The following is a 14,150-nucleotide window of genomic DNA, read 5'->3' as shown; positions in this document are numbered from 1 at the left end:
ACATCAGCCGGCGAGGACCGCCAGAAGCAGCAGCGCCACGATGTTGGTAATCTTGATAGCCGGGTTCACGGCAGGACCCGCGGTATCCTTGTAGGGATCGCCGACGGTGTCGCCGGTCACAGAGGCCTTGTGCGCCTCCGAGCCCTTCATGTGGCGCGTGCCATCCTTGTCGACGTAGCCGTCCTCGAAGCTCTTCTTGGCATTGTCCCAGGCGCCGCCACCGGACGTCATGGATATCGCCACGAACAGGCCGTTGACGATGACGCCGAGGAGCGAGGCACCGAGTGCGGCAAACGCCGAGGCCTTGGAGCCGGAAATCAGCAGCACGCCAAAATAGACGACAATCGGCGCCAGCACCGGCAGCAGCGACGGTATGATCATCTCGCGAATCGCTGCCTTCGTGAGGATGTCCACGGCACGGCCATAATCCGGCTTCACCGTTCCCTGCATGATGCCTGCATTGTCGCGGAACTGCTTGCGCACTTCCTCGACGATGGAGCCGGCAGCCCGGCCAACCGCGGTCATGGCGATACCGCCGAACAGGTAGGGGATGAGACCGCCGAAGATCAGACCAGCCACCACATAGGGGTTGGACAGGCTGAACGAGATGTCGCCCATATCTGCGAAATACGGGTAACGGTCGCCATTGGCGGCGAAGTAGGCAAGGTCGTTAGAATAGGCGGCAAAGAGCACCAGCGCACCGAGGCCGGCCGAGCCGATTGCGTAACCCTTGGTGACGGCCTTGGTGGTGTTGCCTACCGCATCAAGCGCATCCGTCGACTTGCGCACGTCTGACGGCAGGCCGGACATTTCCGCGATACCACCGGCATTGTCGGTGACCGGGCCGAAGGCGTCGAGCGCGACGATCATGCCGGCAAGACCGAGCATGGCGGTGACCGCGATGCCGGTGCCGAACAGCCCGCCAAGCTGGTAGGTCGAGATGATGCCGGCGACGATGACGATCGCCGGCAGCGCCGTCGATTCCAGCGACACAGCCAAGCCCTGGATAACATTGGTGCCGTGGCCGGTGACCGAGGCCTGTGCGATGGAATTGACCGGCCGCTTGTTGGTGCCGGTGTAGTATTCTGTGATCACCACGATCAGCGCCGTGACGACCAAGCCGAGGATGCCGCAGATGAAGAGGTTCATCCCGGTAATCTCTTGGCCAGCGACGGTGCCGATCGAACCCCAGCCGATGGTGAACGAAGTCGCTGCTCCTAGTCCGATGATCGACAGCAGGCCGGTGACGATCAAGCCCTTGTAGAGGGCGCCCATGATCGACCCGTTCGTGCCGAGCTTGACGAAGAATGTGCCGATGATCGACGTGACGATGCAGGCGGCGCAGATGGCGAGCGGATAGACCATCGCGCTTCCGAGCACCGGCGCACCGGCGAAGAAGATCGCGGCGAGCACCATGGTGGCGACGACGGAGACGGCATAGGTCTCGAAGAGGTCGGCGGCCATGCCGGCGCAGTCGCCGACATTGTCGCCGACGTTGTCGGCGATCGTTGCCGGGTTGCGCGGATCGTCCTCGGGAATGCCGGCTTCCACCTTGCCAACCAAGTCGCCGCCGACATCCGCACCCTTGGTGAAGATGCCGCCGCCGAGGCGGGCGAAGATCGAGATGAGCGAGGCGCCGAAGCCGAGCGCCACCAGCGCGTCGATGACTTCGCGCGAGCCGCTTTCATGGCCGAGCGCCGAGACCAGTATCCAGTAGTAGATGGATACGCCGAGAAGCGCGAGACCGGCGACCAGCATTCCGGTGATGGCGCCGGACTTGAAGGCGATGTCGAGGCCCGCCGACAGGCTCTGCGAGGCAGCCTGGGCGGTGCGGACATTGGCGCGGACGGAGACATGCATGCCGATGAAGCCGGCCGCCCCGGAGAGCACTGCGCCGATGACGAAGCCGATGGCGGCCGTTCCGGAGAGGAGCAGCCATGTAAGCACGGTGACGACCGCGCCGACGATGGCGATGGTCATGTATTGCCGAGTGAGATAGGCCTGCGCCCCTTCCCGGATATAGCCTGCTATTTCCTGCATGCGGGCATTGCCCTGATCAGCGGCCAGCACGCTCTGCGTTGCCCAGACGGCATACGCGACGGACAGCAGGCCGCACAGGATCACACCGAAAATTACGGTCATTCGCTTCTTCCTCTCCCTTTTGCCGACGAGTCCCCTCGCAGCATGAACCGGCAACCACCTCCCCTCCCAAGGAAACCAAGGGTTGCCATGCGGGAGGGAGATTGCGGCGGAGATGAGGTTGCGTCAAGCCCTAGAAAAGCAAGAGGCTTATGCCGCTTTCGTCGCGGCAGTCCGGCGCATCAGAAGGAAGATGAGCGCGAGGCAGAGGATGGTGACGGGCCAGATGACGAGGTTCATCGCCTCCCAGCCCCAGGCGGTGAAGACCTTGCCCGACGAGAAGGAGGAGAGCGCCACGGTTCCGAAGAGGATGATATCGTGGAAGCCCTGGACCTTGTCGGCCTCATGCGGACGGTAGCTGGAGGCGACGATGGCGGTGGAGCCGATGAAGCCGAAGTTCCAACCGACGCCGAGCAGCACCAGAGCCCCCCAGAAGTTCCAGAGCTCGATGCCCATATGGGCGACGACGGCGCAGGCCATGAGGATGACGAGGCCGGCTGCGACCACCTTCTCCGTGCCCAAGCGGGTGATCAGCATGCCGGTGAAGAAGCTCGGCGCGAACATGGCGAGCACGTGCCACTGGATGCCGAGCGTCGCGAGTTCGGTGGAGAAGCCGCAGCCGATCACCATGGCGAGCGGCGCGCCGGTCATCATGAAGGTCATCAGCGCATAGGAGCCGATCCCGCAGACCATGCCGGTGATGAAGCGCTGCGTCAGTACGATCTCCCGGAGCGGGCGTACCGGCGCATCCTCCGCGGTCCTCACCCCCGCCTCCGGCAGCCTCAGCGCCGCAAGGATCAGGATCGCGACGAGGCTGAGCGGGATGAGCGCCACGAAGGCGCCGGCAAAGCCGACGGGCTCGAAGAGGTCCTTGAACCAGATCGCCAGCTGTGGCCCGAGAATGGCGGAGACGATGCCGGCGGCGAGGATCCAGGAGATCGCCTTCGGCTTATAGAAGCTCGGCGAGACATCGGCGGCGGCGAAACGGATCTTCTGGGTGAAGCCGCCTGAGACGCCGATCATCATCAGGCCGATGGCAAAGAGCCAGAAATCGCTGCGGAAGAGTGCGACGGCGGCGACCCCTGCCCCGACGGCCCCCATCAACGCGCCGAGCATGAAGCCCGCCTGGCGGCCGAGGAAGCGGGAGGCAATCGCGACAGCGACGGCGCCCAAGGCCACGCCGACATTGAACCCGGTCAATGGAGCTGTGGCGAGCGACTTGTCCTCGCCCAGCATCTGATAGGTGGCAAGGCCACCAAGGGCGAAGGTGAGCGGCGGTGCGGCGCCGAGCAGCGCCTGAACCGTCGACAGCAGGAAGACGTTGCGCTTGGCGGCCTTGAGCTGTCCCTGAAGTCCCTCCACGCTGCCTTCCATCTCCGCCGCCTTTCCTGTCGTGCTATTTTGCCGCCGGGCCGCGAACCTGCTTGGCGATCCGGTCAAGCACCGCATTGACGATCTTCGGCTCCTCGCCCTCGAAGAAGGCCTGGGCGATCTCGACGTATTCGGTGACGATCACCGGGATCGGCACATCCTTGCGCTCGAGGATTTCAAAAGTACCGGCGCGCAGGATGGCTCGGAGCGTGGAATCCAGCCGCGACAGCGGCCAGTCGTTCTGCAGGGCCGAGCGCACAACCGGGTCGATCTTCACCTGATCGCGCACGACGCCGGAGACGATCGAGCGGAACCAGGAGGCATCTGCCTTCAGGTAGGTATCGCCGTCGAGTTCCTGGCCGAGGCGATGGGCCTCGTATTCTGCGACCACTTCCAGCACGCCGGCGCCGCCGACGTCCATTTGGTAGAGCGCCTGCACGGCGGCGAGGCGCGCGGCGCCCCGCTGGTTGGCGGGCTTCACCGCCGGTTTTTCGTCGTTCGTCATCGGATCAACCATTCAGCTTTTCGCGCAGCGCGATCATCGTCAGCGCCGCACGTGCGGCAAAGCCGCCCTTGTCCTTGTCGGAGCGGCGCACGCGCGCCCAGGCCTGCTCCTCGTTCTCGACCGTCATTATGCCGTTGCCGATCGCCAGCGATTCCGAGACGGCAAGATCCATCAGGGCGCGGGAGGATTCGTTGGCCACGATATCGAAATGGTATGTCTCGCCGCGAATGACCATGCCGAGCGCGACGAAGCCGTCGTAATGGGTGCCATCGTTTTCGGCCGCGTCGAGCGCCATGGCGACGGCCGGCGGGATCTCGAGCGCGCCGGGCACGGTGACCACATCCCAGGTGGCGCCGGCATCCTTCAGCGCCGAGGCCGCCCCGTCGAGCAGCGCGTCGGACATGTCGTCATAGAAACGGGCCTCGACGATCAGGAGATGGGGCTTGGACGTGTCGGACATCAGGCTACCTTGGCGGAAAGGGCGTGCAAATCGGGATGGCGCGGGTCAAACCACGGCGGTGGCAGGAAGGCAAGCACTTTTCCCGCATGGCTGCTCCCCGGATCGCGCTGCGCCTGGGCGAGGATGAAGACCGGGACTTCTTAGCGCCGGCATCCGCGAAGCTCTGAGCGCTAGCGCCGCAGGATCTTCTCCATCGCCTTCCCCTTGGCGAGCTCATCGACCAGCTTGTCGAGATAGCGTATCTCGCGCATGGTCGGCTCCTCGATATCCTCGACGCGGACACCGCAGACGACGCCCCTGATCAAGCTGCGCGACGGGTTCATGGCTGGCGCCCTGGCGAAGAAGTTCTCGAAAGAGGTACCTGCCTCCAGTTCGGCTTTCAGGCTGTCGCGGTCATGGCCGGTCAGCCAGCAGATGATCTCGTCGACCTGCGCGGCGGTTCGCCCCTTTCGTTCTGCCTTGGCCACGTAAAGCGGATAGACGCTCGCGACGCTGACGCCGTAAACCTTGTGTCCGCTCATGCTGCCCTCCAGGAAAGAGTGGTCTTTCAACGCATAGGCGACTGAAATCGCGAGATTAGCCGAAACGGACGTCCATGTCCTCGGATCAAGCCGAGGATGACGACGGGCGGGGCGTAAAGGACGTTCCTCGCGCCTCACTCTGAGACCACCGGTAAAGCCGGCCCTCCAGGAATGCAGCCTGAAAGCAGCCCGTTATCCGGCCATCGCAGCCCGGCGCTCGGCCATGACGGCGCGGTAGTTCGAGAACAAGATGATGCCGCCGCCGAGGAAGACCCAGAGGTCGATGGCTTCGGCATAGGCGTAGTAGCCGACGACGGCGGCCATGGGCACGCGCAGGAAATCGATCGGCATGACGACGGAGGCGTCGAGACGCTTCAGGGCCTGAGCCTGGCAGTAATGGGCGGCGAGCGCACCTATGCCGGCGACCAGCATCCAGGGGATGTCGGCGAAGCTGACGGGGCGCCAGTCGGTGAGCGAGACGAGGAAGCCGAGCGGCAGCTGGATGAGGATCATCCAGACGACGATGGCGCCGGGCGATACCTCGCGCGTCAGCTGCTTCACGAGGATCAGCGACAGTCCGTAGCCGGCGGCGGCGATCAGCACCAGTCCGGCGGCGGGATCGACCATTCCGAGGCCGGGGCGGACAATCACGAGAACGCCGATGAAGCCGCCGATGGTGGCGAGGATACGCGGCGTCGTCAGCCTTTCCTTCAGGAACAGGAAGGCGAAGAAGGCGACCCAGATCGGCATGGTGAATTCGAGCGCGAAGACCGAGGCGAGCGGCAGCAGCACGATGCCGATCGTCCAGAGATACTGGGCGAAGAAGTGCACGACATTGCGCAGGACATGCAGCCGGACCATCTTCAGCCCCCGCAATTCCGGCAGCAGCGCCCGGCCGAGGGCGAGGATGACGAAGAGGCCAACGAGTGCGCGGAAGAAGAGCACCTGCTGGATGGAGAGGGTCGCCGCCAGTTCGCGGGAGCCAACCGACATGCCGATGAAGGAGGCCATGCTGAGTCCCATCCAGACGAGCCCCTGCGCGAAGTCGGTGGAGCGCGTGCCTTGCGCCGGGGTGAGGTTGGTAGACATGCTGTTCCTTCTTCTCTCATGGAAACGCGGGCCTTCCCGGCCCGCGTCATCCCAGGCTGGCGCGGCTCAAGCGGCCGACGGGCCCGGATCGTCAAAACCGTCCGACATAACTGGGACGGGGCGGCGCACGTCCTTCATGCCGCCGGACACCACGCGAAGCAACGGCTTGTGCTGCGTAGAAGCGGGCTCGCTCTTTGCAGCCATGCGCTCTCGCCGTGCCGCCTCGGGCTGATATTCCACCTTCTCGAGTACGATCCGTTCCGCGCGTCCGTCGGTATTGTCCACAACCGCCTCCTGGCCTTCGGAAAGACCCAGCAATGCCAGGCCTCGCGGCGTAGTGATCGGCAGGAACATGCCGACCGGCGCCTCGACCTGGCCGGTCGAGAGAACCCGCGTATCGATCGCACCGCCATCGACGCGGAAGGTGACGCGGCTGTTGACGCTCGCCACCCCTTCCGGCAGGTCCTGGCGGAAGACGACGATCGCAGCATCGAGCTTGCGGCGGATATGCGGGACGAGCAGGTCCGGCCTGACGCGCGGGTTGTCGCACATGGCTTCCAGTATGGTGAAATCCTTCGTGGTGAGGATGATGTTGTCCTTGGACATATCGCAGTTCTCCTTTGCTCCGGGGGAGCGCGCACATTTGATCATGGACGGGAGATCCCCTGCCCGCGCGAGCCGCGGTGCAGGGGCAACTATCCTGCGATGAGGCAGCCTCCGTAGAGCGAGAGGCGGCAAGGCGGCAGAACGCGGGTCATGATGCCGTCCGCAGCTCCGCTGGGGCGGCAGGCGCCGCCAGATGGTCGGCGGGGGCCTGAACCGTCTCGACGGCGAGGCGGTGGACGCGGCCGTCTCGCGCCGTCCAGTCGATCGACTGGCCCGCCGACAGCCCGATCAGGGCCGCACCGATAGGGGTGAGTATGGAAATCTTGCCGGCCGCGATATCGGCTTCGCCCGGAAAGACGAGCGTGACGGTGCGGTCCTCGCCGAGGTCGCTGGTGAAGCGCAAGGTCGAGCCCATGCGAACGACATCTGTGCCGATCTTGCCGTCCTGCACGACGCGCGCGCGGTCCAGTTCGGCCAGAAGCTCTTCGGAGACGTCGGGATTGCGATCGGCATGCGCCTCGGCGAGACGCGACAGCCGCTCGTGATCCGACTGGGTGACGATGATGGCCGGCTTGCGGTGTGTGTTCTTGTTGGGAGCCATCGCTGGATCCTCGCTGACTTGTACGCAGGCAAAATTGCGCTGCGGTGACTGTTGATGTGGAAAATTGACTGTCGCCCCCGAGGGCAGGCTTCGAACCGGATTTTGCGGAAAAGCCGCCTATGCGCCCCACGGCCGGGGCGCGACGCGACCGAGCCGGGGGTCAGGTGCCTGCGATGAGGCACACCCGCTTGAGACGGTTATGGAGGCGTTCGGTCAACATGGCTCGAACATGGGCCCTGCGGGCATGGAAGTCAAGCAAAGGCCACCTTGCGCGGGCGGCCGCCGAGGATCGATCAGCTTCGGCGCAGGGCCGGATCGTCGAGTGCGGGATTGTAGAAAAGCGACAGCGTCAGGCTCCTGGCGATGCGCTCGGCGGTCGCCATGAACCAAGCCTTGGCTTCCTCACTTGGGGCAATATCATCGAGGGTGGCAGCAAACAACGACAGCCATTGCGGAAAGAGGTCCGGCGTCATGTTCGCAACGCCCATATGGGCCTGGACCGGCTTTCCGCCATAGGCGCCGCTGCGGAAGGCGACGGAGGACCAGAAGGCCTTCATCTTCTCCATGTGCTGCGGCCAGCGACCGGCAAGGCGCGCATCGAAGACCGGGCCGAGCTCGGGATGGGCGAGCACGCGGCCGTAGAAGGTATCGACGAGCGCCGAGATGAAGGCTACGTCCACGCCTATCGCCTTCATCTCGGCGGCGGCACGCTCACGGATGGCGACGGAATGGGCCGCCCTGGCATTGAGATCGGGATGCATGATAACGGGTCCTGTCTGTTGCGCCCTAGATAAGGGATCGCAGCGGGTTTGCGAAGGGCGGCGGCGACTGTTGCGACGACGTGCCCCGGCCGGACTGCCCTTTCGCCGATGGCGCCGGATGTCGGAATGCGTCCTCGCCGGCCGTCTTCAGGGAAACCACAGGAGGCAGGGATGAGCATCACCATCACGGCATTCGAAAGCTCACCTGATCGCGGCCAGGGCCATGCCCGCGACATGCGGGTACGCTGGGCGCTCGAAGAGGTAGGGTTACCATACGAAGTTCGCCTGCTGTCGTTTCAGGCGATGAAGGAGCCGGCGCATCTGGCGCTCCAGCCATTCGAGCAAATCCCGACCTATGAAGAGGACGGGCTTGCCCTGTTCGAAACCGGAGCGATCGTGCTGCATATCGCCGAGCACCATCCGGGTCTCTTGCCGAAGGATCCGGAAGCCCGTGCACGGGCGATCAGCTGGATGTTTGCGGCGCTCAGCACCATGGAGCCGGTGATCGTCGAGCGCGAGATGGCGGGGTACCAGGAGGGCGACCGGCGCTGGTACCAGGAGCGCCTCGGCATGGTGGAAGATCGCATCCGCCGGCGCCTTGGCCAGCTTTCCGCCCGACTCGGTGATGCGGACTGGCTGGACGGCGCGTTCAGCGCTGCGGACCTGTTGATGGTGACCGTGTTGCGGCGGCTGGAGGGCGCGGGGCTTCTGGAGGAGTATCCGAACCTCGCCGCCTATGTCGTCCGCGGAGAGGGGCGTCCTGCCTACGGGCGTGCCTACGAGGCGCAGCGGGCGGCGTTTCTCGCCAGCGCGAAGGACTGAGGATGAGGCCGCTCGGCGGACTCAGCCTTTTACCGGAAATTCCGCCAGCCGTGCGGCGTAGCGCGCCATGGTGTCGACCTCGAAGTTGACGAAATCGCCGGGCTTGCGGTCGCCCCAGGTGGTGACGGCGAGCGTGTGGCGGATGAGGAGCACGTCGAAGTCGGCACCGTCGACGGCGTTGACGGTGAGCGAGGTGCCGTCCAGCGCAACCGAACCCTTCGGCGCGACGAAACGGGCGAGTGCCTCGGGAGCCTGCAGGCGGATGCGCACCGCCTCGCCTTCCGGCTCGACCGAGAGGATCTCGGCCTTGCCGTCAACATGGCCGGAGACGATGTGGCCGCCGAGTTCGTCGCCGATCTTCAGCGCCCGCTCCAGGTTGACGCGCGTGCCTTCGCTCCAGCCGGCGATGGTGGTGAGCCTGAGCGCCTCCTCCCACGCCTCGACCTCGAACCAGCGGGCATTCTCCCCCTCGCCCGGCAGCGCCGTCACGGTCAGGCAGACGCCGGAATGGGCGATGGAGGCGCCGATCTCGATAGTCCTCGGGTCATATGCGGTAGCGATCCTCAGCCGCACGCCCTCATCCATCGGCGTGACGCTGGAAACCGTGCCGACATCGGTGACGATACCCGTGAACATCAGGAAAACCTTTCGTAGTCGAAGAGCCGATCGGGCCCGAACGCATATTCGCGCTGGAGGCGGAAGCCATCCGGCATATCGGCACGCGTGAGCGGCGACGCAAGGCCACCCTCGCCCACCGTGGCGGCGCCTTCGAAGAGGAGGATGCGGTCGACGAGGCCGGCTGCGAGGAAGCTCGCGGCAACACCGGCGCCACCCTCGACCAGCAGCGAGGAAATGCCGCGGGCAGCGAGCCCCGAGAGGAACGTGGAGAGCGTTTCGGCTTCAAGGAGCCCAACGCCGGCATCGGCGAGCGCGGCGCGGCGGGCGCTCTCATCCCCTGAGGTCTCAGGACCAGTGATGGACGCCACGAGCACCGGCACGTTGCTGGCCGATCGCACGAGCTTCGACGTCGGTGGCAATTCCTGCCGGCGATCCAGTACGATGCGGAGCGGCGAGCGGGCTTCGAGACCTGGCGTTCGGCAGGTAAGTTCGGGGTCGTCGGCGAGCGCCGTGCCGATGCCGACGAGGATGGCGTCCATCTCTGCGCGCAGCACATGCACCTGGGCGCGGGCGGCGGGGCCGGTGATGGCGACCTGGCCCTCGCCTCTCCTGCCAATCATGCCGTCCGCGGAAACCGCAAGCTTCAGAGTCACTTGCGGCCGACCCCTCGTCTGGCGCATGAGGTAGGCGGCGAGGGTTCTGCGCCCCTCCTCCTCGAGGACGCCGCTTTCCACCGTGATGCCGGCATCGCGCAGGATGGCAAGGCCGCGCCCGGAAACGCGGGGATCGGGATCGGTCAGCGAGACGACGACGCGGGCGACGCCGGCGGCGGTGATGGCATCGGCACAGGGCGGCGTCTTGCCGTGGTGCGAGCAGGGCTCGAGCGTGACGTAGAGGGTCGCCCCCCTCGCCTTCTCGCCGGCTTCGGAGAGCGCCTGAGTTTCCGCATGGGGCCGGCCACCTGGCGCGGTCACGGCGCGGCCGACGATGGCGCCGTCCTTCACGACGAGTGCGGCAACAGAGGGATTGGTGGCGGTCAGCCCGGTGTGCCAGCGCGACAGCCGCAGGGCAGCCGCCATAAAGCGCCGGTCCTGTGGCGTCACGCTCACGGGATCAAGGCTCGAGCCCGGGATCGCGGGCGATCTTGGCGTTGATCTCCTCGATCACCTTCTCAAAATCCTCCGCATGGGAGAAATCCCGGTAAACCGAGGCGTAGCGGACGAAGGCGACGTCATCGAGGCTCTTCAATGCCTCCAGCACCTGCAGGCCGATCTGTTCGGATGAGATCTCCGTCTCGCCCGAGCTTTCCAGCCGCCGGACGATTCCGGAGACGGCCCGCTCGATCCGATCGCCGTCCACCGGCCGCTTGCGCAGCGCGATCTGGAAGGAGCGCACCAGCTTGTCGCGGTCGAAGGGCACCTTGCGGCCGGTCTTCTTCAAGACCATCAGCTCGCGCAGTTGCACCCGCTCGAAGGTAGTGAAGCGTCCGCCGCAATCGGGGCAGATGCGCCGCCGGCGGATGGAGGTGTTGTCCTCCGCCGGGCGCGAATCCTTGACCTGAGTGTCCTCAGAACCGCAATAGGGGCAGCGCATTCCCGCTCCTTCAGCTTCACATATAAGGGTACATCGGGAAGCGGTCGGTCAGCGCCACGACCTTCTCGCGCACCGCCGCCTCGACCGCGGCATTGCTCTCGTCAGAATTGGCCGCCTTCAGGCCGTCGAGGACTTCGACGATCAGGTTGCCAATTTCGGTGAACTCGCCCTCCTTGAAGCCGCGCGTCGTACCCGCCGGGGTACCCAGACGGATGCCGGAGGTGACGAAGGGCTTTTCCGGATCGAAGGGAATGCCGTTCTTGTTGCAGGTGATGTAGCCGCGCCCAAGTGCCGCCTCCGCGCGCTTGCCGGTGGCGTTCTTCTTGCGCAGGTCCACCAGCATCAGGTGGTTGTCGGTACCGCCGGAGACGATGTCGAGGCCGCCCTTTACGAGGGTCTCTGAGAGCACCTTGGCGTTCCTGACGATCTGCGCGGCGTAATCCTTGAATTCCGGCTGCAGCGCCTCGCCGAAGGCGACGGCCTTGGCGGCGATGACGTGCATCAGTGGGCCGCCCTGGAGGCCGGGGAAGACGGCGGAGTTGAACTTCTTCGCCAGATCCTCATCGTTCGTCAGGATCATGCCGCCACGCGGTCCGCGCAGGGACTTATGGGTCGTGGTGGTGGCGACATGGCAATGCGGGAACGGCGACGGATGCACGCCGCCCGCGATCAGACCGGCAATATGGGCCATGTCGACCATGAGGTAGGCGCCGACAGAATCGGCGATCTCGCGGAAACGCTTCCAGTCCCAGATGCGCGAATAGGCGGTACCGCCGGCGATGATCAGCTTCGGCTTGTGCTCCTCGGCCTTGCGGGCGACTTCATCCATGTCGAGTTGGTGGTCGTCCTCGCGCACGCCGTAGGAGACGACGTTGAACCATTTGCCGGACATGTTGACCGGCGAGCCATGCGTCAGGTGACCGCCCGAGTTGAGGTCGAGACCCATGAATGTGTCGCCCGGCTGCAGGAGCGCCAGGAACACCGCCTGGTTCATCTGCGAACCGGAATTCGGCTGTACGTTGGCGAAGTTGACGCCGAAGAGCTTCTTGGCCCGCTCGATCGCCAGTTCCTCGGCGATGTCCACGAACTGGCAGCCGCCGTAATAGCGCTTGCCGGGATACCCCTCGGCATACTTGTTGGTCATGATCGAGCCCTGGGCTTCGAGCACGGCACGGGAGACGATGTTCTCGGAGGCGATCAGCTCGATCTCGTGGCGCTGGCGACCAAGCTCCTTCTCGATCGCGCCAAAGATCTCCGGATCGGATTCGGCAAGCGGGCGGGAGAAGAAGGCGTCGGTATTCGACATTGGCTGGGCTCCTCAAGGGGTCGGGATGCTTGTGCCCCCGCGTCTTAACGGGTGGCCCCGACTTCGGCAATACGGCGCACGTGATTGAAGTGTCGCGCCGCTGTTCCAAAGACGCGAAAAACCGCGGCATCCGCCGCGGCTTCGAGTCTCTCGGGATGCGCAGCTTACTGCGGCAGGAAGTCTTCCTCACTGATCGGGCCGGCAGATTGCTCGACACCGGTCGTGGTCTGCAGCGCAAGCTCGGTTGCGCCGTCCATCTGATAGATGTCGTCGCGGAACTGGACGATCCCGTCGGAGGCTGACCAAGCGCTGATGTAGACGATGTAGATCGGCACTTCCTCGGTCAGCTTGATCGGGGTGTTGACCCGGCTCGCGATCACCCGCTCCATGTTCTGGCGGTCCCAGCCCGGCGTCTCCTTGAGCAGCCATGTGGTCAGGTCGCGGACGTTCTGGGCACGAATGCAGCCGGAGGATTCGAAACGCATCAGCTTGTTGAACAGGCCCTGCTGGGGCGTGTCGTGCATGTATTCGTTGTGCGGGTTGTGGAAGTTGATCTTCGTAGAGGCCATGGCGTTGATCTTGCCGGGGTCCTGGCGGAACATCAGGTTCGGCGCCTTCTCGGCATGCCAGTCCACCGTCTCCGGCGCCACCTCGTTGCCGTTGCCGTCAAACAGGCGGATGTTGTTGCGCGTCAGATAGGTGGGATCCTTGCGCATCAGGGGTACGATGTCCTTCTCGACGATCGAGCGCGGCGCCGTCCAGTACGGATTGAGGATGACCTCGTAGATCTTGGAGTTGATGACGTGGGTCGGCCGGTCGATCTTACCGACAACAGCTGTGTTGCGGAGCGCGACGCGACCGTTCTCGACAGCCTCGACATAGGCGGCCGGGATGTTGACCATCACATAGCGACGACCAAGGTCCCCGGAGGACATGGCCTGCAGGCGCACGAGGTTGGTCTCGAGTTGGTGCAGGCGGGTCGCGGCGGAGACGTTCATCGCCTTGACCGTGAATTCGCCCATCACGCCGTCGGCCGGCAGGCCATGGCGGGCCTGGAAGCGCTTCACCGCACCGTCAACATAGGAATCGAACGCTGCCGACATGCCAGCGGACTGCGGCAGGTCGCCGGAGATCATCAGGCGCTGGCGCACCTGCTGCACGGACGGATCGACCACTCCGAGACGCAGCGTCTGCGCGGGATTGATCTCCGGCCAGCCACCGTTGGAAACGATCATCTGGTAGTTCATGATCGCCTGCTGAATGTTCACAGGCGCGTGAGGACCGAGAACCGGATTGTGCGTGGCGACGGCAGCTACCGTGCGCGAGCTGCCCTTGGCATCGAACTGGTCGTCCCAGGTACCGCGGCGTGGCGCCGCGATCAGGTTATCGATCGCCGTCTGGGCGAGCGCCGGCGCGGCGAGCGCCGCTGCGCCGAACGTTGCAGCCGAGCGCAGGAGCATCCGGCGAGAAACCTGTTCCGATCCGATCTTCTTCGACATCATCCTACCCATCTCATCCCGCGGCTGCCGTTCAGACCTAGCGGTACATGGTTAACAAAGGCGCAAATTGCGCAGCCGGCGACGACACCAAAGGGTGATTCCAGTCCCAGCGTCCCGATAGCGCGGATCACACGGCAATATGGCCAATTCGTGTCTCGGCGGAGCCGCCGGACGATGACAGCGATGACAAGGTCGTGACGGACGATGGGGGCAGAGCGCTGTGGTTTTCCGGCAACGCAAAAACCGGCCGCGCAGGGAC

The 14,150-nt window shown here is 64.9% G+C and carries 15 protein-coding genes; 1 reads left to right on the top strand and 14 read right to left on the bottom strand.

Going from position 1 to position 14,150, the window contains the following annotated elements; genetic code table 11:
- Nucleotides 1-3: 3 nt before the first annotated feature.
- The 9 genes from FN060_RS04150 to FN060_RS04110 all read right to left on the bottom strand — a co-directional run bounded on the left by FN060_RS04150 (nt 4) and on the right by FN060_RS04110 (nt 8,053).
- Entirely contained in the window at nt 4-2,142 is a 2,139-nt protein-coding gene (locus FN060_RS04150; RefSeq protein WP_142586984.1) for a sodium-translocating pyrophosphatase, read from the bottom strand.
- Nucleotides 2,143-2,289: 147 nt separating this feature from the next.
- Nucleotides 2,290-3,513, bottom strand: coding sequence for an MFS transporter (locus FN060_RS04145; protein ID WP_142586983.1), 1,224 nt, complete (start codon nt 3,511-3,513; stop codon nt 2,290-2,292).
- A 22-nt stretch (nt 3,514-3,535) separates the two neighbouring features.
- Nucleotides 3,536-4,015 (bottom strand): transcription antitermination factor NusB, encoded by a 480-nt coding sequence (gene nusB, locus FN060_RS04140; RefSeq protein ID WP_142586982.1) that lies wholly within the window; start codon nt 4,013-4,015, stop codon nt 3,536-3,538.
- Between the two features lie 4 nt (nt 4,016-4,019).
- On the bottom strand, nt 4,020-4,475 hold the full coding sequence (ribH, locus tag FN060_RS04135; RefSeq protein ID WP_142586981.1) for a 6,7-dimethyl-8-ribityllumazine synthase: 456 nt from the start codon (nt 4,473-4,475) through the stop codon (nt 4,020-4,022).
- Nucleotides 4,476-4,645: 170 nt separating this feature from the next.
- Nucleotides 4,646-4,996 (bottom strand): DUF2200 domain-containing protein, encoded by a 351-nt coding sequence (locus FN060_RS04130; protein WP_142586980.1) that lies wholly within the window; start codon nt 4,994-4,996, stop codon nt 4,646-4,648.
- 192 nt (nt 4,997-5,188) lie between these two features.
- Nucleotides 5,189-6,085 carry a DMT family transporter gene (locus FN060_RS04125; protein ID WP_210310724.1) on the bottom strand — a complete coding sequence of 299 codons (897 nt, stop codon included), beginning with the start codon at nt 6,083-6,085 and terminating at the stop codon, nt 5,189-5,191.
- 66 nt (nt 6,086-6,151) lie between these two features.
- On the bottom strand, nt 6,152-6,691 hold the full coding sequence (locus FN060_RS04120) for a GreA/GreB family elongation factor (RefSeq protein ID WP_142586979.1): 540 nt from the start codon (nt 6,689-6,691) through the stop codon (nt 6,152-6,154).
- Between the two features lie 148 nt (nt 6,692-6,839).
- Entirely contained in the window at nt 6,840-7,292 is a 453-nt protein-coding gene (gene rnk, locus FN060_RS04115; RefSeq protein WP_142586978.1) for a nucleoside diphosphate kinase regulator, read from the bottom strand.
- Between the two features lie 293 nt (nt 7,293-7,585).
- On the bottom strand, nt 7,586-8,053 hold the full coding sequence (locus FN060_RS04110; RefSeq protein ID WP_142586977.1) for a group III truncated hemoglobin: 468 nt from the start codon (nt 8,051-8,053) through the stop codon (nt 7,586-7,588).
- Nucleotides 8,054-8,224: 171 nt separating this feature from the next.
- On the opposite strand from FN060_RS04110, the gene FN060_RS04105 reads away from it, so the two are divergent.
- Complete coding sequence (locus FN060_RS04105) at nt 8,225-8,875, top strand: glutathione S-transferase family protein (protein ID WP_142586976.1); 651 nt, start codon at nt 8,225-8,227, stop codon at nt 8,873-8,875.
- Nucleotides 8,876-8,896: 21 nt separating this feature from the next.
- Here the strand turns inward: FN060_RS04105 and FN060_RS04100 are convergent, their stop codons facing one another.
- The 5 genes from FN060_RS04100 to FN060_RS04080 form a co-directional block, all read right to left on the bottom strand.
- Complete coding sequence (locus tag FN060_RS04100; protein WP_142586975.1) at nt 8,897-9,511, bottom strand: riboflavin synthase; 615 nt, start codon at nt 9,509-9,511, stop codon at nt 8,897-8,899.
- Nucleotides 9,511-10,602, bottom strand: coding sequence for a bifunctional diaminohydroxyphosphoribosylaminopyrimidine deaminase/5-amino-6-(5-phosphoribosylamino)uracil reductase RibD (gene ribD / locus FN060_RS04095; RefSeq protein ID WP_142586974.1), 1,092 nt, complete (start codon nt 10,600-10,602; stop codon nt 9,511-9,513). The genes FN060_RS04100 and ribD overlap by 1 nt, the downstream gene beginning before the upstream one ends.
- A gap of 4 nt (nt 10,603-10,606) precedes the next feature.
- On the bottom strand, nt 10,607-11,086 hold the full coding sequence (nrdR, locus tag FN060_RS04090; protein ID WP_052637842.1) for a transcriptional regulator NrdR: 480 nt from the start codon (nt 11,084-11,086) through the stop codon (nt 10,607-10,609).
- 16 nt (nt 11,087-11,102) lie between these two features.
- Entirely contained in the window at nt 11,103-12,392 is a 1,290-nt protein-coding gene (gene glyA / locus FN060_RS04085) for a serine hydroxymethyltransferase (protein ID WP_142586973.1), read from the bottom strand.
- Nucleotides 12,393-12,556: 164 nt separating this feature from the next.
- Nucleotides 12,557-13,891: a L,D-transpeptidase family protein gene (locus FN060_RS04080; RefSeq protein ID WP_142586972.1), complete on the bottom strand. Its 1,335-nt coding sequence runs from the start codon at nt 13,889-13,891 to the stop codon at nt 12,557-12,559.
- Nucleotides 13,892-14,150: the final 259 nt, after the last annotated feature.

Origin of the sequence: Pseudorhizobium halotolerans (genome assembly GCF_902153235.2) — a bacterium.
GTDB classification, from domain to species: domain Bacteria; phylum Pseudomonadota; class Alphaproteobacteria; order Rhizobiales; family Rhizobiaceae; genus Neorhizobium; species Neorhizobium flavum.
The sequence above is the reverse complement of the archived record's forward strand: the minus strand, read 5'-3'. Positions and strand labels throughout refer to the sequence as shown.